Annotated in this window: 19 protein-coding genes; 18 read left to right on the top strand and 1 reads right to left on the bottom strand. The window is 66.0% G+C overall.

Translation table 11 applies throughout. From position 1 onward, the window contains the following. Positions 1–147: 147 nt before the first annotated feature. From ACFC0O_RS12605 to ACFC0O_RS12690, 18 genes are all read left to right on the top strand, one after another. Complete coding sequence (locus tag ACFC0O_RS12605; RefSeq protein WP_375956732.1) at positions 148–600, top strand: MaoC family dehydratase; 453 nt, start codon at positions 148–150, stop codon at positions 598–600. Further along, entirely contained in the window at positions 597–1,343 is a 747-nt protein-coding gene (gene fabG, locus ACFC0O_RS12610; protein ID WP_375956734.1) for a 3-oxoacyl-ACP reductase FabG, read from the top strand. The genes ACFC0O_RS12605 and fabG overlap by 4 nt, the downstream gene beginning before the upstream one ends. Then, the gene (locus ACFC0O_RS12615) at positions 1,340–2,137 is read left to right on the top strand and encodes an enoyl-CoA hydratase/isomerase family protein (protein ID WP_375956737.1); all 798 of its coding nucleotides are present in this window, start codon (positions 1,340–1,342) and stop codon (positions 2,135–2,137) included. Before fabG ends, ACFC0O_RS12615 begins: the two co-directional genes overlap by 4 nt. Next, positions 2,134–2,943, top strand: a complete 810-nt coding sequence (locus tag ACFC0O_RS12620; RefSeq protein ID WP_375956740.1) for an enoyl-CoA hydratase/isomerase family protein — start codon at positions 2,134–2,136, stop codon at positions 2,941–2,943. Before ACFC0O_RS12615 ends, ACFC0O_RS12620 begins: the two co-directional genes overlap by 4 nt. 1 nt (position 2,944) lies before the next feature. Next, the gene (locus ACFC0O_RS12625; protein ID WP_375956743.1) at positions 2,945–3,718 is read left to right on the top strand and encodes an enoyl-CoA hydratase/isomerase family protein; all 774 of its coding nucleotides are present in this window, start codon (positions 2,945–2,947) and stop codon (positions 3,716–3,718) included. Positions 3,719–3,726: 8 nt separating this feature from the next. Then, the gene (locus ACFC0O_RS12630; protein WP_375956745.1) at positions 3,727–5,382 is read left to right on the top strand and encodes a class I adenylate-forming enzyme family protein; all 1,656 of its coding nucleotides are present in this window, start codon (positions 3,727–3,729) and stop codon (positions 5,380–5,382) included. Further along, complete coding sequence (locus ACFC0O_RS12635; protein WP_375956748.1) at positions 5,379–7,091, top strand: class I adenylate-forming enzyme family protein; 1,713 nt, start codon at positions 5,379–5,381, stop codon at positions 7,089–7,091. Before ACFC0O_RS12630 ends, ACFC0O_RS12635 begins: the two co-directional genes overlap by 4 nt. Beyond that, a complete protein-coding gene (locus tag ACFC0O_RS12640; protein WP_375956751.1) occupies positions 7,088–8,359 on the top strand; it encodes a Rieske 2Fe-2S domain-containing protein in 1,272 nt (423 codons plus the stop codon). Before ACFC0O_RS12635 ends, ACFC0O_RS12640 begins: the two co-directional genes overlap by 4 nt. Continuing rightward, positions 8,359–8,844 (top strand): aromatic-ring-hydroxylating dioxygenase subunit beta, encoded by a 486-nt coding sequence (locus ACFC0O_RS12645; protein WP_375956754.1) that lies wholly within the window; start codon positions 8,359–8,361, stop codon positions 8,842–8,844. Before ACFC0O_RS12640 ends, ACFC0O_RS12645 begins: the two co-directional genes overlap by 1 nt. Positions 8,845–8,853: 9 nt before the next feature. After that, complete coding sequence (locus ACFC0O_RS12650) at positions 8,854–9,090, top strand: hypothetical protein (RefSeq protein WP_375956757.1); 237 nt, start codon at positions 8,854–8,856, stop codon at positions 9,088–9,090. Continuing rightward, positions 9,087–10,346, top strand: a complete 1,260-nt coding sequence (locus ACFC0O_RS12655; protein ID WP_375956760.1) for an acetyl-CoA hydrolase/transferase family protein — start codon at positions 9,087–9,089, stop codon at positions 10,344–10,346. The genes ACFC0O_RS12650 and ACFC0O_RS12655 overlap by 4 nt, the downstream gene beginning before the upstream one ends. Then, positions 10,343–11,539: an acetyl-CoA C-acetyltransferase gene (locus tag ACFC0O_RS12660; protein ID WP_375956763.1), complete on the top strand. Its 1,197-nt coding sequence runs from the start codon at positions 10,343–10,345 to the stop codon at positions 11,537–11,539. The genes ACFC0O_RS12655 and ACFC0O_RS12660 overlap by 4 nt, the downstream gene beginning before the upstream one ends. Continuing rightward, on the top strand, positions 11,536–12,921 hold the full coding sequence (locus tag ACFC0O_RS12665) for an OB-fold domain-containing protein (RefSeq protein ID WP_375956766.1): 1,386 nt from the start codon (positions 11,536–11,538) through the stop codon (positions 12,919–12,921). Before ACFC0O_RS12660 ends, ACFC0O_RS12665 begins: the two co-directional genes overlap by 4 nt. Further along, positions 12,918–14,111, top strand: a complete 1,194-nt coding sequence (locus tag ACFC0O_RS12670) for an acetyl-CoA acetyltransferase (RefSeq protein ID WP_375956769.1) — start codon at positions 12,918–12,920, stop codon at positions 14,109–14,111. Before ACFC0O_RS12665 ends, ACFC0O_RS12670 begins: the two co-directional genes overlap by 4 nt. 75 nt (positions 14,112–14,186) lie before the next feature. Beyond that, entirely contained in the window at positions 14,187–14,990 is an 804-nt protein-coding gene (locus ACFC0O_RS12675) for an enoyl-CoA hydratase/isomerase family protein (RefSeq protein WP_375956772.1), read from the top strand. Then, positions 14,990–16,153, top strand: coding sequence for an acyl-CoA dehydrogenase family protein (locus ACFC0O_RS12680; protein ID WP_375960694.1), 1,164 nt, complete (start codon positions 14,990–14,992; stop codon positions 16,151–16,153). The genes ACFC0O_RS12675 and ACFC0O_RS12680 overlap by 1 nt, the downstream gene beginning before the upstream one ends. A 39-nt stretch (positions 16,154–16,192) precedes the next feature. Continuing rightward, positions 16,193–17,056: an SDR family oxidoreductase gene (locus tag ACFC0O_RS12685; protein ID WP_375956775.1), complete on the top strand. Its 864-nt coding sequence runs from the start codon at positions 16,193–16,195 to the stop codon at positions 17,054–17,056. Between the two features lie 14 nt (positions 17,057–17,070). After that, positions 17,071–18,381: a phytoene desaturase family protein gene (locus tag ACFC0O_RS12690; RefSeq protein ID WP_375956777.1), complete on the top strand. Its 1,311-nt coding sequence runs from the start codon at positions 17,071–17,073 to the stop codon at positions 18,379–18,381. A 163-nt stretch (positions 18,382–18,544) separates the two neighbouring features. Here the strand turns inward: ACFC0O_RS12690 and ACFC0O_RS12695 are convergent, their stop codons facing one another. Next, a complete protein-coding gene (locus tag ACFC0O_RS12695) occupies positions 18,545–19,702 on the bottom strand; it encodes an acyl-CoA dehydrogenase family protein (RefSeq protein WP_375956780.1) in 1,158 nt (385 codons plus the stop codon). Positions 19,703–19,771: the final 69 nt, after the last annotated feature.

Below are 19,771 nucleotides of genomic sequence, written 5' to 3' on the forward strand. Positions count from 1 at the left end.
CTATACGGCTATCGCAGGTCAGCACTCGCCAGCCCGCGCCGCAGCGGTTCTGCCAGCGCTGGAGTGTGCCGCACGGGATGTAGGAACTGTTGACCTGTGTCACTTTCTGAATCTATATTAAATTCAAAACCATCAAGGAGTATGGGTGTGAAGGTCTTCGGCAATCTGGACGAATTCGCCGCTGCGGCAGGCACCGAACTGGGGACCAGTCAGTGGCTGGACATCGACCAGGAACGGATCGACGCGTTCGCGGACGCCACCGGTGATCAGCAGTGGATTCACGTCGAGCCGGACAGGGCCGCGGCCGGGCCGTTCGGTGGCACCATCGCGCACGGGCTGCTCACGCTGTCGCTGCTGCCGGTGCTGAACCATCAGCTGTACACGATCGAAAAGCTCTCCATGGCAGTCAATTACGGCTTCGACAAGGTGCGCTTCATCGCGCCGGTGCCGGTGAACTCGAGGGTCCGGGCGAGCACACGCCTCGAGTCGGTCAGCGAAGTGCCGGGCGGCATTCAGGCCACCCTGATCACCACCATCGAGATCGACGGCGCGGCCAAGCCCGCCTGTGTCGCCGAGTCGATCGCCCGGTTCCTCGCGTGAGCGCCGCGAGCGGGTTGCTCGATGGCCGGACCGCGATCGTCACCGGCGCGGCGGGTGGTATCGGGCTGGCGGTGGCCGAACTGTTCCACGCGCACGGCGCGGCCGTCGTGCTCGCCGATCTGAACGAACCCGGTGTGCGCGCTGCGGCCGAGGTGGTCGGCGGCCGCGCGATTGGCATGAAATGTGATGTCTCCGAACAAGAGTCGATGCAGCAACTGGTCGATGAGACCCTGCGCTGGTCCGGGCGGCTCGATGTGTTCGTCAACAATGCCGGTGTCACCCGCGATGCGTCGCTGCGCAAGATGACCACCGACGATTTCGATACGGTGATCGCGGTCCATCTGCGCGGCGCCTGGCTCGGCGTGCGCGCGGCCTCGGCGGTCATGCGCGAGGCCGGTGGCGGATCGATCGTCAATATGTCCTCGCTCTCGGGCAAGTCCGGCAATCCGGGGCAGAGCAACTACAGCGCCGCCAAGGCGGGCATCGTCGGGCTCACCAAAGCATCGGCGAAAGAGCTGGCGCACAAGGGTGTTCGCGTCAACGCCATCCAGCCCGGCCTGATTCGCACGCCCATGACCGCCGCGATGAATCCCGAGGTTTTCGCCGCGCGCGAGGCCGACATTCCGATGAAGCGGGCGGGCGAACCGAGCGAGGTGGCCGGTGCGGCCCTGTTCCTGGCCTCGGATCTGTCCAGCTATATGACCGGTGCGGTCCTGGAAGTCGGTGGGGGGCGATTGATGTGAGTGATACCGTGCTGACCTCCCGCGCCGGTGATGTCGCCACCCTGACCCTCAATCGTCCCGAACAACTCAACGCCATCACGGTCGAGTTGGGGCGCGCATTGGAACACGCACTGCTCGACGCGGCCCGCGACGCGCGCGTCATCGTCATTCGCGGCAGCGGTGGAAACTTCTGCGCCGGTGGCGATTTCCGCGAACTCGAACGACTGCGCGCCCAGGGCCGCGAGGCGATGGCGCGCCTGTTCACGAACTTCGCCGCCGCCTGCTCACTCATCGGCACCTTGCCGGTGCCGGTGGTCTGCGCGGTCGAGGGATTCGCGATGGCCGGTGGTTTCGAGCTCGCCCAGGCCGCCGATATCGTCCTGCTGCACGAGAACGCGATACTGGCGGACACGCACACCAAGTTCGGTCAGATCCCCGGCGGTGGCGGTAGTCAGCGACTGCCTCGACTGGTCGGCCGCCAGCGCGCCCTCGCGCACATTCTCACCGCCGACCGGCTCACCGCGGCGGAGGCGTTGGACTGGGGCCTGGCCTACCGTGTCTACGCCGCCGCCGAATTCGACACCGCCGTACCCGCTTTCGCCGCACGACTGGCGCGGCGCGACCGCACCGCGCTCGCCGCATCGAAATCTCTTGTCCAGCAGGGATTGCGACTGCCCTTGGCCGAGGGACTCGACCTCGAACAGCGCACCGTTCTGGACCACCTCGCCGGTGGCGATGCGGGTGCGGGCATCGCGGCCTTCACCGCGCGCGATCAGTCCGACCGAAACGCCCACGGTGAAAGGACATCACGATGAGCGACTCACCACCGGACCGCGCACCGGTGCTGCTGGAAATGGCCGACAGCGGTATCGCCCGCATCCGGCTCAACCGCCCCGAGGCCTCCAATGGCATGGATGTGCCGTTTCTGCGTGCCCTGCACGCCACGATCATGACCTGCCACGGCGATCGGTCGGTCAGGTCGGTACTGATCACCGGGAACGGTCCGAACTTCTGCGCCGGTGGTGATGTGCGGGTCTTCGCCGCCAAAGGCCGAGCGCTCCCGGACTACCTGCGTGAGGCGACCGCATGGTTGCAGATCACCGTCTCGGCGCTGCTCGAACTCCAGGTCCCGGTGATCTCGGCCGTGCACGGATTCGCGGCGGGCGGAGGTGGTTTCGGCCTGGTCTGCGCCTCGGACTTCGTCATCGCCGCCGAATCGGCGAAATTCATGTCGGGTGCGGTGCGGGTGGGCATGGCCCCGGACGCCGGGGTGTCGGTGACGCTCACCCAACTGGTCGGGCTCCGCAAGGCCATGGAACTGCTGCTGACCAATCCGACGCTGAGCGCCGCGCAGGCTCTCGAGATCGGTCTGCTCACCCGGGTGGTCCCCGATGACGCGCTCGAGATCGAAGCTCTCACCTACGCTGCGCACTTCGGCGATATGGCTCCGAAAGCCGTTGCCGCGGTGAAGCGCCTGGTGTGGGGCGGCGTGGGCGCGAGCGTGCCGGAACGGCTGGCGGAGGAGGCGCGGACCGTCGCCGAGCTGTCCGGTACTCAGGATTCGCTCGAGGGACTGGCCGCGGTCATCGAACGCCGCCCGCCCGTGTTCGTTGGGAAGTGATATGGGCGAGGTCGTACTCATCGAGGATCGCGCGACGATCCGGATCGTCACTCTCAACCGGCCCGAACGCCGCAATGCCATCGATATCGGTTTGCGCGTTGCCCTGGCCGAACATCTCGAGCAGGCCATGTCCGATCCGTCGGTGCGGGTGATCGTGCTCACCGGTGCGGGTCCGGGCTTCTGCGCGGGCGGCGATATCTCCACCATGGAGCGCATGCCGGAGGAGGCGAGCCGACCGAGAGCCCAAGCGGCACAACGGGTGGTGCGCGCGATCTGGTCCGGGACCAAGCCGGTGCTGGCGGCGGTGGAGGGGGCCGCCTTCGGTGCGGGCGTGTCACTGGCCATCGCGTGCGATCGGGTGGTGGCCGCCGAGGACGCGGTGTTCAGCACCGCGTTCACCGGTGTCGGATTGGCCGGCGATATGGGCATATTCGCCTCGCTCCCGGCCAGGGTCGGGTGGGCGCGTGCCAAGCAGCTTATGCTGTTGCCGCAAAAGCTCTCCGGCAGTGCGGCTTTCGAGCTGGGCCTGGTGGACTCGGTGGTGCCCGCGGGCACCGCGTTGCAGTGCGCGCTGGCCGATGCCGAGCGGATCGCCACCGTCGCGCCGTTGGCGCTGTGTGAACTGAAGGCTTCGCTGGGCCGCTGGCCCGCCGATCCGGTCGCGATGCTCGATCACGAGGTCGATGCGCAGGTCCGGCTCTTCGACACCGAGGATTTCGCCGAAGGTGTCGCGGCGTTCCACGAACGCCGCGCCCCGCAATTTCACGGCCGCTAGGAGCGCGCATGGCCATCGAAGCCCATTTGGCCCCCGTCGATTTCGATTCTCTCCCCGAGGCGTATCGTCGCGCCGATACCGGTGTGCCGCTCTCGGAGCACACCGTCGGTTCACTACTCGCCGATCGGGCGCGGGCCCACCCCGAACGCCTGGCACTCGCCGGAACACCACACGGCGGCACCATCATCGAACGGCTCAGCTACGCCGAGCTGTACGAGCGGGCCGAACGCGTCGCCACCGCGCTGCTGCGCGTCACCGAACCCGGTGCGTACGTCGCGCTCTGGGCTCCCAACGTCCTGGAATGGCCGATCATCGAATACGGTGCGGCGCTGGCCGGTGTCGTGCTCGTCGCGGTCAATCCGGCCTTCCAGGTCGATGAATTGGAATACGTACTCCGGCACTCCGGTGCGACCGTACTGCTGCACGCAGAATCCAACCGTGGCAGCGATATGGCCGCGGCGGCGATCGAGGCCGCCGCGCGAGTGCCCGAATGTTCCCATATCATCAGCCTTGCCGACCGGGCGCGCTGGCAGGCCGAGCCGGGAGCCATACCGATCGTTCGCGGACCCAACGCCACCGATCCTGATGCCCCGGTCATGTTGCAGTACACCTCCGGAACCACCGGCAACCCGAAAGGTGTACTGCTGCGCCATCGCTCGCTGGTCAATGTCGCCAAGATGACTATGAGCGCGGCCGAAATCGAATCGGGCGCGGTGTGTATCGGCCCGCTGCCCATGTTCCATACCGCGGCCTGCGTGATCAGCACCCTCGGTCCCGCGTATATCGGCGGGACTCTGCTACTGGTGGAAACCTTCGCACCCCGAGCGGTATTGGAGTGGGCCGTCGCCGAGCAGGCGAGCGTGTTGTTCTTCGTACCGACCGTACTCGGCGCACTTCTGGACGCCCTGCGCGGAAGCGATCTGCCCGCCCCACGCTTTCGCAGCATCCTCGGCGGGGCCGCGACGGTGGCTCCGGTCCTGATCGACGGCGCGCGCACGGTGTTCGGCGGCACGGTGCACAACCTGTTCGGCCAAACCGAGTTGGCTCCGGTGCTCACCATGATCCGCCGCCAGGACAGTCCGCACGATCAACTCACCACTGTGGGTCGGCCGATTCCCCAGGTGGAGTGCAAGATCGCCCGGCTCGCGGACGGCAGCGTGGCAGCTCTGGGGGAGGAGGGCGAGATCTGCGCCCGCGGATATCAGCAAATGATCGAGTACCTGGGCGATCCGGTTGCCACGGCCGCCACCGTCGACGCCGACGGCTGGCTGCACACCGGCGACCTCGGGTCCATGGACGCCCGCGGCTATATCACTCTCACCGGCCGACTCAAGGATCTGATCATCAGCGGTGGTGAGAACATCGCGCCCGCCGAGGTGGAATCACTGCTGCTGGAGCACGATTCGGTGGCTCAGGTGACCGTGGTCGGCGTACCCGACCCGAAATGGGGTGAGGCGGTCAGCGCGGTCGTGGTGCTGCGCGCGGACTCACCGACGAATCCGGCGGATTCGCTACGCGCGCATGTGCGCGACCGGCTCGCGACCTTCAAACAGCCCAAACGCTGGTTCGTGGCAGACGAACTCCCGGTCACCGCCTCGGGCAAGGTGCGCAAATTCGAGGTCGTACAGGCGATCTCGGCCGGACGTTTCGACGAGATCAGGTGAGCGCGGTGGCCGATATAGCGTCCCGGCGTGCGGCGCTGTGCGAGCAATTCCAGGACTGGACACCGTGCTCACTGGGGAGCTGGCTCGACGAGCGGGCCGCGACCTATGGCGATCGACCACTCGTACTCACCGATGATCTCATCCTCACCTATGCCGAGACCGCCCGGCTCGCCACCGAATTCGCCGACGGACTCGCCGCTCTGGGTGTGTGCGAGGGCGATCATGTCGGTCTGCTGATGGCCAACTATCCGCAGTTCGTGCCATTGAAGTTCGCGATCGCCAAGGCAGGCGCGGTCGCGGTGCCGTTGAACTACCTGTACCGCGCCGACGAATTGGCCTATGTACTCGGTCAATCCGAATGCCGGGTGCTCATCACCATGACGGGTTTCGCCGAGCTGGACTATCTCGGCATGCTCGATGAGATCATGCCCGGCTGGGAGCAGCTCGAGCGCGACGGCACCCGACTTCCACAGCTGCACACAGTGATTCAGTTCAGCACCGATGGGCGCGAGCGCGCGGGTGTGCTCACCGTCGCCGAGCTCGGTTTACTCGGAGACCGTTATCGCGGTGCGGCAGCCGAACGCATCGTGTACCCCGATGCCGTGGGCGACATCCTGTACACCTCCGGTACCACCGGCTCACCCAAGGGCGTCATGGTGACCCATGACGCCGTACTGCGCACCGGATTCGCCTCCGCGCTGACCCGCGCGTTCGGTGACGGCCGCCGGATCCTGTTCTCGCTGCCCTGCTATCACATGTTCGGTTACGTGGAGGGCATCATCGCCGCCACCATGGTCGGCGGTGCAGTCATCCCACAGCCGTCGTTCAGCCCACAGGGCTACCTGTCCGGCATCGAGCGACACCGGGCCACCGACATCCTGTGCGTCCCCACCATGACCATCGCACTGCTCGAACATCCCGAACGCCACAGCTATGACCTGTCCTCGTTGCAAGCGGTGTTGTCCGGGGCCGCGCCCGCACCGGTGTGGCTGTGGGAGCGGGTTCGCGATGAACTCGGTGCGAGCGAGATCGTCACCGGCTACGGCATGACCGAAACCGGCGGGGCCATGACCCTGACCCGCCCCGAGGATCCCTACGAGCTCACCTCGACGACGGTCGGCGCGCCGAAAATGGCCGGGGCCGCGGGACTTACGGACTGTGCGGGCGCGCTCGTGCAGTACCGCACCGCTGATCCCGATACCGGTGCGTTCCTACCCGAAGGCACCGAAGGGGAACTCGTCTCCCGCGGTCCGACCGCCATGCTCGGCTTCTGGGCCAAGCCCGCCGAAACCGCGCGTGGACTGCGCGACGGCTGGGTGTACTCCGGCGATCTGGGCCGGGTGCGCCCGGACGGCTATCTCGAGGTGACCGGTCGCTCCAAGGAGCTCTACAAGAGCGGCGGAGAACTGGTGATGCCCAGGGAGATCGAGGAATTGCTCACCGCGCATCCCGAGATCAGCCAGGCGTACCTGATCGGCGTACCGGATGAGCGCTGGGGTGAGGTGGGGTGCGCGTGCGTGGTGCGCGCACCGGGCTCGACGGTCGGGGCCGCGCAGGTGATCGAAATCTGTAAGACGAACCTGGCTCGATTCAAGGTTCCCAAGCACGTCGTATTCCTCACCGCGACAGAGCTTCCCACCACTCCGACCGGCAAGGTGCAGAAGTTCCGTCTCGTGGAATACGCCAAGGCACGAATGGAGCGACTATGACGGTGACGATTCCGCCGGTGACGAAAGAGTTTCCGCGCGTGGACTATTCACAACTCATCCAGCCCGAGCGCGTCCACGGATCGCTCTACACCGATCCGGCGGTCTTCGCCGATGAACTCGAGCGCATCTGGTACGGCGGCTGGGTGTTCGTCGGTCATGAATCCGAGGTGCCGCAGCCGAACGATTACGTGCGCAAGAATATCGGTCCGCAGGACGTGATTCTGCTGCGTGACCGCGGCGGTGATGTGCACGTGGTCGGCAATCGCTGTGCGCATCGCGGCAATCTGGTGTGCGATGAGCAGCAGGGCAATTCGAGTTCGTTCCGCTGCCCGTATCACGGTTGGACCTACCGCAATACCGGTGAGCTGCTGGGCTATCCGTTCAACAAGGGCTACGGCAAGGTCAAGCTGGACCTCGGACTGGGTGTGGTACCGCGCGTGGAGAGCTACCACGGGTTCGTGTTCGGCAGCTTCAATCCCGACGTACCGCCGCTGCTGGAACATCTCGGCGCCGCTGCCGGGGAGATCGATCGGCTGGCACGGCTCTCGCCCACCGGCAAGGTGCGCCTGGACACCGGCTGGCTCCGGCACCGTACCCGCGCCAACTGGAAACTGCTGGCGGAGAACGAAACCGACGGCTACCACCCGCAATTCGTGCACGGCTCGATCTTCTCGGTGACCGGCTCCACCATCGGCCCGCTCTACAGCGATGCCTCCACCGCTGTGACCCGTGCGCTCGGCAATGGGCACAGTGAGAACGACCTACGTCCGGAATTCCGGAAATTCGCCGAACCCATGCGCTGGTTCGGCACCACCGCCGACCGCGTCCCGGAGTACGTGGCCGCGATGCGCGAGGTGCACGGCGCGGCAGCCGACCAGATCATGATCGAGGGCGCACCGCACGTGATGATCTTTCCCAACCTGTTCATCGCCGAGATCCAGGTCTTCAATATCCAGCCGGTTTCGGCCACCGAATGCGTGCAGTTCGCCACGTCGGTGCAACTGGACGGAGCGAACGAGCTCAACCGGCGCATGCTCTCGCAATCGATCGGCTCGATCGGGCCCGCGGGCATGCTGCTGGCCGATGACACCGAAATGTACGAGCGCAATCAGGTAGGCGTGGCGCAGCTACGGCCCGAATGGCTCGACATCCGGCGTGGTGTGGCACGGGAAACATTGGACGACAACGGTTTCCGTATCGGTGGCGCGACCGACGAAACCGCCATGCGTGCCTTCTGGCAGCACTACAAGACCCTGATGGAGGCGTGATGGGCAGCCTGAGCGATATCGGTCTGGACACGATCGAACAGTTCATCTACCGCGAAGCCCGCTACGCCGACGAACACGATTACACCGCGTGGGAGGCGTTGTGGACCGATGACGCCATCTACTGGGTGCCGGTCGACGGCGGCGCGCACGATCCGGCCACGCACGTCTCGGTCATCTACGACAACCGGCGCCGCATCACGACCCGATTGCAGCAACTGCGCACCGGTAAGCGGTACGCGCAGTCGCCGCCGTCGAATCTGCGGCGCACGATCTCCAATGTCGAGATCCTGCAGCGGTCGGGGGACGAGACCACCGCCGGGGCCAATTTCGTGCTGTACGAATCCAAGCCGCGCGGTATCGAGACCTGGGCAGGACGGGTCACCTATGTGGTGCGCTGGGTCGCGGGGGAGCTCAAGCTCGCGCGTAAGACCGTGGTCCTGGTGAACAGCGCCGAGGCGCTTCCCACCCTCGGCTTCCTGATCTGAGATACGGCAATGGAATCGGAGCGCAGGCCACCGCCGGCCGGGCAGGGCGTGGTGCACAGTGAGTTCGCGCGGGTGGCGGTGAGTATCGATGAGACCGCCAACGGTCCACGTCTGCGCCTGCACGATCTGAAGACCGGCCGGGTGCGGTACCTGGACGCGTTGGAGCTGGAGACCATCGTGTGGCTGGCCGAAGGGCAGATGGAACGACTGCTCGATCCTTCGGCGAACCGGTGGCGAGAAAGGTGACACCGCAACGTGTTCCGGCGGACACCTTCGACTTCGGTCCCTATCTGCGCGATGGGGACACCCTCGTGTGGGGGCAGGCGTGCGCGGAACCGCTCACGCTCACCGAGGCCCTGGTGGCCCAGCGCGACCGGTTCGACAGGCTGCGCTGCTTTCTCGGTATCCAGTTCGCGGGCACCGTCCGGCCCGAGCATGCCGATCACCTGCGACTGGTGTCCTACTGCGGGACCGGTGCGAACCGGGCGCTCGCCAAAGCCGGTGTGCTGGATATCTATCCGGGCCACTACTCGACACTGCCCTGGCTGGTATCGGCGGGTCCGCTCCGTGCCGACGTGGTGCTGGTGCAGTGCGCACCGCGCGATGACGGCCGCTACAGCCTCGGACTGGCCGACGACTACCTCACCGCCGCACTCGATTCCGCCAGGGTCGTCATCGCGGAGGTCAACGATCAGGTGCCCGCGACGGCGGGGATGCGATATCTCACCGATGCCGATATCGACGTCCTCATCGAAACCTCCAGGCCACCGGTGGAATTGCCCGCACTGTCCGAGGATCCTGTCACGATCCGTCTTGCCGAATCGGTCGCCGATCTCATCGAGGACGGGGCCACACTGCAATTCGGCATCGGTGCGGTTCCCGAATCGGTCTTGCGGCAGTTGAAGGACCGCCGGCACCTCGGCATCCACTCCGGACTGCTCGGTGACGCGGTCGTGGACCTGATCGAATGCGGCGCGGTCACCGGTACCCGCAAGCGGGCAGACCACGCGCTGGCGATCGGGGCCATGCTGATCGGAACCCGGCGCCTGTTCGAGGCCGCACACCTGGGCAACACCATCGAACTGCGTCCCGCGTCCTACACCCACAACCTCGAGGTGCTCGCACGCCAGACCCGCTTCACCGCAATCAATTCCGCGATAGAGGTAGACCTCACCGGACAGGTCAACGCCGAAGTCGCGGGCGGCACCTACGTCGGCGCGGTAGGCGGGGCGGCGGATTTCCTGCGCGCGGCGGCATCCTCGCCCGGCGGGCTCCCCATCGTGGCCCTGCCCTCCACGGCCGGGGCCCGCAGTCGCATCGTTACCACCCTGTCCGGCCCGGTGAGCACCGCCCGCTCGGACGCCGGAATCTTCGTCACCGAATACGGCATCGCCGACCTGCGCGGCCTCTCGCTCGCCGAGCGCGCCGATCGCCTGATCGACATCGCCCATCCCGACCACCGCGAGCATCTCGCGAAAGCTCGTATGGAGGAACAACTATGAAACGGGCCGCGATAGTCAGCCCCTTGCGCACGCCGGTGGGCTCGTTCGGTGGCGCATTGCGCGCACTGCCGGCCGAGCAGCTCGCCGCCACGATACTGAAGGCCGTTGTGGCCACCTCCGGTATCGACCCCGCCCGCATCGACGATGTGGCCATGGCCCAGTCCTATGCCAATTCCGAGGCCCCGTGCATCGGCCGTTGGGCGGCGCTGGAAGCCGGACTTCCGGTGGAGCTGCCCGGCTTTCAGACCGATCGCCGCTGCGGCGGCGGACTGCAAGCGGTGGTGACGGCCGCCATGATGGTGCAGACCGGAGCGGCCGACGCGGTCCTGGCCGGTGGGGTCGAATCGATGAGCAATATCGAGTACTACACCCGAGACATGCGGTGGGGTGCGCGCTCGGGCAACGCCACCTTCTACGATCGCCTCGACCGGGGACGTGAACGCTCCCAACCGGAATCGCGCTTCGGACGCATCAGCGGCATGATCGAAACCGCCGAGAATTTGGCCACCGACTACGCGATCACCCGGGCCGCCGCCGATGAGTACGCTGCGCGCAGCCACCGCAGAGCCGCTGCCGCATGGGAATCCGGCAGATTCGACAGCGAAGTGATCGCGGTCGACGTGCCCCAGCGCAAGGGTGACTCGGTCCTGTTCACCCGCGACGAGGGCATCCGGCCCGACTCGACGTCCGAATCGCTGAGCAGACTGGGGGTGATCACCCCGAATGGCACTGTCACAGCGGGCAATTCGAGCCAGCAGAACGACGCCGCCGCGGCCTGCCTCATCGTTGCCGAAGATAAGCTCGACGAACTCGGCCTCACCCCCATCGCCTTTCTGCACGGCTGGGCCGCCGCGGGCTGCGACCCCTCCCGCATGGGCATCGGCCCGGTTCCGGCTGTCGCGAAACTTTTCGCCCGCACCGGACTGTCCTTCGACGATATGGACCTGGTCGAACTCAACGAAGCCTTCGCGGTCCAGGTCCTGGCCGTACTGAAGGGCTGGGGCTTCGACGATCACGACCGCCTCAACGTCAACGGTTCCGCCATCTCCCTCGGCCACCCCATCGGAGCCACCGGCGTTCGTATCCTCACCACCCTGGTCCATGAACTCCGACGCCGCCGCGGCCGCTACGCCCTGGAATCGATGTGTATCGGCGGTGGCCAGGGCATGGCAGCGATCTTCGAGGCCGCATGAGTACCGGCATCGTCTCCTACGCCACCTACCTTCCCGCCTTCCGGGTGCGGCTGGCCGACCTCGGCGCGGCCCTGACCATCGACGCGGGCACCGGCTCGCGGGTGGTCGCCGGCTACGACGAGGACAGCACCACGCTGGCGGTAGCCGCGGCGGCGGCCGCACTGGACCGCGCGCGTGTGCGGTCACTGCACTTTGCCACGACCACACCCGCCTACGCGGACAAGACGAATGCCACGGCGGTGCATGCCGCGCTGGGATTGCCCGCCGATGTCTTCGTGACCGACGTCTGCGGGTCCGCGCGCAGCGCCGTGGCGGCGTGGCGAAGTGCGGCCGCCGGACATGGACTGGCGGTTTTCGCGGATGTGCGGGTCGGACGGCCCGGATCGTCGGATGAACGTGGTGGGGGAGATGGGGCGGCGGCCTTCGTCTTCGGCCCCGCCACCGACTCGCTCGCCGCGATCGTCTCCCAGGTGAGCATCACGGGCGAGTTCCTCGACCGGTGGCGCGCGCCGGGAGCTGTTGCGGGACAGCAGTGGGAAGAGAGGTTCGGGGTCGACCAGTACGGACCCCTCATCGATCGGGCCTGGGCGGCGATCCTGGCGCGAGTTGGGGATCCTGATTCGATGGCGGTGGGTGATCAGCCGGACCACCTGGTGGTGGTCTCACCCAATGCCGGTGTGGTGAAGACCGCCGGAAAGCGGTGGTCGGGCTGCAAGTCCACGACCGTGTCGCCCATCGGGCACAGCGGGACGGCAGATCTGGGGCTGGCGCTCGCGCGAATCCTCGATACCGCCGGGCCCGACGAGACGATTCTCGTGGTGTCGGCGGCCGACGGGTGCGATGCGATCCTGTTGCGCACCACCGATCTGATCGAGCAGCGACGACAGCGGGTGCCGGTGGCTACCCAGTTGGCTGCCGGAGTGGATGTTTCCTACACCACCTATCTGAGTTGGCGCGGGCTGCTCGATCGCGAACCGCCGCGACGGCCCGAACCCGATCGCCCTGCCGCCCCACCGTCGGCACGTGGTGTGGCATGGAAGTTCGGACTGACCGCAAGCTCGTGCACCACCTGCGGTTTCGTCCATTTACCGCCCGCACGGGTGTGCAAGAACTGCCGCAGTGTCGATGCCATGACCGATGAGCCGAGAGCGCATATGCCCGGCACCGTCGCGACTTTCACGGTGGACCGGCTGGCATATTCTCCGGCGCCGCCGGTGGTGGCGGCCGTGGTCGACTTCGACGGCGGCGGCCGATACACCCTTGAACTCGCCGACGGTGCGGCGCAGATGCTCGCGGTCGGCAGCCGGGTACGCCCGGTCTTTCGGCGGCTGTACACCGCCGGCGGCGTCCACAACTACTTCTGGAAGGCCGTATTGCTGTGACCAGCAGAGGTATTCGCGACAAGGTCGCCGTGGTGGCGATGGGCTGCACCCGCTTCGGGGAACGCTGGGATCGTTCCGCCGAGGATCTGATCATCGATGCGGTGGACGAATGCTTCACCGGTAATCCGAGGCTCGATCGCACGGCGGTCGAGGCCTATTGGCTGGGCACTCTGTCCAGCGCGCAGAGCGGACTGCTGGTGAGCAAAGCGCTCGGATTGGACTACACACCGGTCACCCGCGTCGAGAACTACTGCGCCAGCGGCACGGAGTCCTTCCGCAATGCCTGCTACTCGGTCGCCTCCGGGGCCTATGACATGGTCGTGGCGACCGGGGTCGAAAAGCTCAAGGATTCGGGCTATTCCGGTTTGCTACGTGGCGATCCGCCCAACGACGGCACCGCCTCGGAACTGGCGGTCACCGCACCCGCCGCGTTCTCCATGCTCGATCCGGCCTATTGCGCCCGCTACGGCGTCGACCCCGTGTCCATGCGCGATGCCATGACCCACGTCGCGTGGAAGAACCACGTCAATGGCGCGCGAAATCCCAAGGCGCAGTTCCGCTCCGAAGTCTCGAAGACGAAAATCTCCACTGCGCCACTGGTCGCGGGACGGCTCGGAGTGTTCGATTGCTCCGGCGTCTCCGATGGTGCGGCCTGCGCGGTCATCGTCCCCGCCGACCGCGCGCTCGACTACACCGATGCCCCCGTATACGTGAAAGCTGTTTCGGCAGTAGGAAGTCCGGGCCGGGGAGCGGTGGATCCGGCCTACGACTTCACCACCTTCCCCGAGGTGGTGCGCAATGTGCGCGATGCGTACCTCCAGGCGGGTATCACCGATCCGCGTCGCGACCTGGACTTCGCCGAAGTGCACGACTGCTTCACCCCGACCGAACTGGTGCTCATGGAGGATATGGGATTCAGCGACCCCGGCTCGGCCTGGAAGGACAGTCTCGCAGGCGATTTCGATGCCGGCGGTCGTCTTCCGATCAATATCGACGGTGGTCTGAAGTCCTTCGGCCATCCGGTCGGCGCGAGCGGCCTGCGCATGCTCTACGAGTGCTGGTTGCAGTTGCGCGGTGCGGCGGGGCAGCGGCAGCTACCCGATCCGCGAATGGCGTTGACCCACAATCTCGGTGGCCGACCCGGCGCGTGTGTTTCGGCGATCACGGTGGTAGGGCGCGAGCTGGGCTGAGGTTTCGGTGATCGGCGCACTCATTGACCGGTTGCCAATATTTAATCTATATTAAATTCAAATGGAGGTGAGCTTGTGACAGCCGAGGCCGATGCGCCCGTGGTCGAGTACGACGTCAAGGACGACATCGCGTTCATACGCCTGAACCGGCCGCAGGTCGGCAATGCCATGAATCAGGAGTTCGGTGACGCCATCCTGGCGATCGCGACCGAGCTGGCGGGCGACCGGAGCGTGCGGGCCGTGCTGATCACGGGCAATGGCCCGGTATTCAGCGTCGGCGGGGATATCGCGGCATTCAACGAGGCGAGCCCCGACCAGATGGCCGAGACCCTGACCCGGATGGCCATTCCGTATCACGAAGCGCTGCGGCTGCTCTCGCGTCTGGAGGTACCGATCGTGACAGCGGTGCACGGGGCCTGCGCAGGGGGCGGACTCTCACTGCTGTACATCGCCGATATCGCGATCGCCGCGCAGGGCACCAAATTCGCCACCGGATTCGGCAGGATCGGCATCTCCAGCGATGCCGGGAACTCGTGGTATCTGCCACGGCTCATCGGCCATCGGCGTGCGGCCGAGATGTTCTTCGAGGATCGCGTGATCTATGCCGACACCGCGGCCGAATGGGGCCTGGTCACCCGGACGGTGCCCGCCGATGAGTTGGCCGAGGCCGCCGACACCGCGGTCCGCCGCCTGGCCGCAGGGCCCACCCGCGCCTATGGCGAAATGCGCCGCCTGCTCCGAGATTCCGGCAACAGCACGTATTTCGAGCAATTGGCGGCCGAAACCGATGCGCTGCGCCGCACCGCCCGCACCGCCGATGCCACCGGCGCCATCGCCGACTTCATGGCCAAGCGGCGCCCGACCTTCGAAGGACAGTGATCGTGCAGGGACTTGTCATCGACACCGAAGAGCGCGCGCTACTGCGCGACAGCGTGGCCAAGATCGCCGAAAAGTACGGTGCGGCTTACTTTCTGGAGCGCTCGCGGGAAGGACGCAAGGTCGACGAATTGTGGGCCGAGCTGGGGGCCGCCGGAATGCTCGGTGTGCACCTGCCCGAGGAGTACGGCGGTGGGGGAGCGGGGCTGGCCGAACTCGCGGTGGTCATCGACGAGCTTGCCGCGCACGGTATTCCCCTGCTGTTGACGGTGATCTCGCCGGCCATCTGCGGTTCCATCGTGGCCGCGCACGGTTCACCGCAGATGAAGCGGCAGTGGCTGCCGAAACTGGCCGACGGCACCGCCAAGATGGCGTTCTGCCTCACCGAACCCGACTCCGGATCCAACAGTCACGCGGTCAAGACCACTGCTCGCCGCGACGGTGAAGACTGGATCATCTCGGGCGGCAAATACTTCATCTCGGCAGCCGACGAAGCCGACGCGCTACTGGTCATCACCCGCGCCGGGGATCTGGACGATAGTAAGCGAAACCCGTTGTCCATGTTCGTGGTTCCCTCCGACGCCCCGGGCGTGGTGCGCCAGCCCCTGGACACCGCCGTGGTCTCGCCGGATCACCAGTTCACCCTGTTCTTCGATGAGGTACGCGTTGGTCCCGAGGCACTCATCGGTGAGCACGGCAGTGGGCTGCGCCAGGTATTCGCCGGTCTGAATCCCGAGCGGATTCTGGCTGCGGCCATCAGTTCGGGCATCGGGCGATATGCCATCGACAAGGCGGTCCGGTATGCCAAGGACCGGCGGGTGTGGTCGGTGCCGATCGGTGCGCACCAGGGCGTTTCGCATCCGCTCGCCGAATGTCATATCGCCGTCGAACTCGCGCGCCTGTCCATGTATCGGGCTGCCGAGATCTTCGACGATGGCGAAAATGCCGCCGCGGCGGCCAATATCGCCAAGTTCGCCGCCGCCGAGGCGTCGCTGAAGGCTCTCGATCAGGCCATTCAGACCCACGGTGGCAACGGTCTGTCCAAAGAGTACGGCCTCGCCGAAATGTGGTTCGTGGCCCGGCTCATGCGCACCGCGCCGGTCAGCCGGGAAATGGTGCTCAATTTCGTGGCGCAGACCGTGCTCGGTCTGCCCGCATCCTACTGATATCCACACGTCGAAATAGCCAGCAGGGCAAGGAGAATCATGCCTGGAGTAACCGATCGGGTCATCGTCGTCACCGGAGCGGGCGGGGGACTGGGGCGCGAATACGCGTTGCTGCTCGCCACCGAGGGCGCGCTGGTGGTGGTCAACGACCTGGGCGGTGCCCGCGACGGCTCAGGCGCGAGTGAGTCCATGGCCGATGCCGTGGTCGAGGAGATCCGCGCCGCGGGCGGTACCGCGATCGCCAATTACGACAGTGTCGCCACCGAGGAGGGCGCGGCCAACCTGGTCAAGGCCGCCGTCGACGAATTCGGGACCGTGCACGGGGTGGTCAACAACGCGGGCATCCTCCGCGACGGCTCGTTCGCGAAAATGACAGCTGACAACTGGGAATCGGTGCAGCGGGTGCACCTGTGGGGCGGCTATTTCGTCTCCCGCGCCGCGTGGCCGTACTTCCGTGCGCAGAACCACGGCCGCATTGTCATGGCGACCTCCACCAGCGGTCTGTTCGGCAACTTCGGCCAGGCCAACTACGGCGCGGCCAAACTCGGCTTGGTCGGCCTGGTCAACACGCTGTCCATCGAGGGTGGCCGGAACAATATCCTCGCCAACGCCGTCGCACCCCTGGCCGCGACCCGCATGACCGCGGATATCGCGCCCAAGGAAATGCTCGATCAGCTGCCGCCCGCTCATGTCGCGGGCGTTGTCGGCTATCTCATGAGCGATGAATGTTCGGACACCGCGACGGTGGTGGTCGCCGGAGGCGGGCGGGTGTATCGCGTGCAGCAGTTTCAGAACAAGGGCGCGGTCTTCGCCGCGCCGCCGAGCATCGACGAGGTCGCCGCGCAATGGGACCTGATCACCGATATGTCGGGCGCGGAACCCGGCGCCAATCCGCTCGGCTGAATCGAGGTACTGAGATGACCGAAAACAATTGGGACGCACTGGTAATCGGAGCCGGAGCAGGCGGGCTCCTCGCTGCCGCACGACTCTCGCACCTGGGATATCGCACCCTGGTGGTGGAGCGCCTGGACCGTGTCGGCGGGCGTGCCTCCACCACCGAGATCGACGGATTCAAGGTCAACAACGGAGCCATCGTCATCGAACTCGGCAGCATCACCGAGGAAACCTTCGATGAGGTCGGCGCGAAATTCGATGTGCGCCCGGCGAATCCGCCGATCCTGTATCGCATCGGCGGCAAGGATGTCGACGTCACCGGTGGCGGCTGGGGACTGCTGCTGTCCAAACTCACCCGCCAGGGCGCCAAACTCGTCAAGGGCCTGGGTGCGGCACGAGATGACAGCGGACTGCCCGAGTACGAACTGTCCACCGCGGACTGGGTGCGCAAGTACACCAAGAACGAATCGGTCCAGGGCATCTTCCGCAATATGTGTGGATCCATCTTCGCGGTCGGCTCCGAGGAACTACCCGCGCGAGTGTTCCTGACCTACTTCACACGCAAGACTGCCTTCAAGAAGTTCGGGTTCTGCCCCGAAGGCACCATCGGGGTCTGGAAATCCCTGGCCGAGGTGATCGAGGCCAATGGCGGGCAGGTATGGCTATCGGGTGAGGTACGTGAACTCACCTTCGATGATGGATTGGTCAGCGGTGCGCGCATCGAGCGTGATGGCGAAACCATCGATATCAGTTGCCGTTTCGCGGTGAGTGATATCGGCCCCGCCGCCACCGTCGAGTTGGCAGGCAAGCACAACCTGCCCGCCGAATACATCGATCGGGTCGCGGCGGCCGATCGTCCTTGCGCCATGATCACCGTGAATTTCGCCAGCCAAACTCCGCTGTCTCAGGCTCCCGGCATGCTGAGCTTCGCCAAGAGCCGCCGCCTCTGCTACGTCGCCAACTTCACCGCCACCTGCCCCGAAATGGCCCCGGCGGGCTGGCACCTGTACGCGGCGGCGGGCATCCCGAAACCGGCCATCGGCGACTTCGACGAAAAGGCCGAAACCGCACTGATTCTCGACGACTTGCGTGAGGAGATCGCGGGCTTCGACTCTGCCCGGATCCTGTCCATCGCGGTCACCCGTGATGCCTGGCCGCCGCAGCGAGCCGTCGCGGGTTTCGACCTGCCGCACGACACTCCGATCGCCAATCTGTGGAATGTCGGTGACGGTGTGAAGGAATACGCCAACGGCGGCACCACCGCCTGCGCCGAAACCGCGAAACTCGTCGTGGACAAGATCCACGACGCCCATCCGGTGCCCGCGCGCGGATGACGATTCGACTCGTTCGCGCCCGAGCTTGCGGTTCCCGCGTTCTCCGCGGCGGCTGAACCCCGACGCTGCCCCCGTCACCGCATATGGTGACGGGGGCAGCATCGTATCCGGAGCCGGACTGGCGGATCACTCTGTCGTGCAACGTGATCCGCGCCCGGCTCACTCAGTGGTCGAGCCCACCCCGGGCCACGAGCTGCGCCGCGATTACATTGCGCTGGATCTCATTGGTGCCTTCGCCGACAATCATGAGCGGGGCGTCGCGGAAGAAGCGTTCGACGTCGTATTCGGTGGAATATCCGTTGCCCCCGTGGATGCGCAGGGCGGTGAGGGCGATCTCCATGGCCACCTCGGAGGCGAACAGTTTGGCCATCCCGGCTTCCATATCGCAGCGCTGGCCGGTATCGGCGCGATCGGCGGCGTGCAGCACCAATTGGCGTGCGGCCGCCAATTTGGTGGCCATATCGGCCAGATAGTGGCCGATGGATTGGTGTTTCCAGATGGGCTGGCCGAAACTTTCACGGGACTGGGCGTAGTGGAAGGCGTCGTCGAAGGCTGCCTGGGCCACACCCAGCGCGCGTGATGCCACTTGAATACGGCCGGTCTCCAGGCCCTTCATCATCTGGGCGAAGCCCTCGCCCTCGACACCGCCGAGCAGGGCATCCAACGGTGCGCGGTATCGGTCGAAGGACAGTTCGCAGCTCTCCACGCCCTTGTAGCCGAGCTTGGGCAGATCACGCGAGACCGTCAGTCCCGGGCCGTGTTCCACCAGCATGATGCTGATGCCTCGATGACGTGGACGGGTCTTCGGATCGGTCTTGCACAGCAGTGCGATGAGCTGGGAGCGCCGAGCATTGCTGATCCACATCTTCGCGCCATTGATCGTGTAGCCGTCGGGGTCGCGCTTGGCGGTGGTGGTCATGGCTTGCAGGTCCGAACCGCCGCCGGGTTCGGTGAGGGCCATGGTGGCGCGGATTTCGCCGGTCGCCATGCGTGGCAGGTAGCGCTGCTGCTGCTCTGGGGTGCCGAAGGCCAACAGCAGCTTCGATACCACGGTATGTCCGCCCATGGCCCCGGCCAGGCTCATCCAGCCGCGGGCAAGCTCCTCGGTGACGCCCACATAGCAGGGCATGGAAACCGCGGTGCCGCCGAAGGATTCGGGAATCGCCAGCCCGAAGATGCCGAGCTTTCTCATCTGCTCGATCAACGCCTCCGGATAGGTATTCGCGTGCTCGAGCTCGCGGACCACCGGGCGCACCTCACGCTCGACGAAGTCCCGGACCGTCCGGACGACGAACTGCTCTTCTTCGGACAGCTGGCTCACGGTACTCCCTTGTTCACCGCCGAGCTGGACCTGCCTCGCTCGGTTCTTTACTTTAATATAGATTAAAAT

The sequence above is a fragment of the Nocardia sp. NPDC056100 genome (assembly GCF_042266325.1).
GTDB lineage: Bacteria > Actinomycetota > Actinomycetes > Mycobacteriales > Mycobacteriaceae > Nocardia.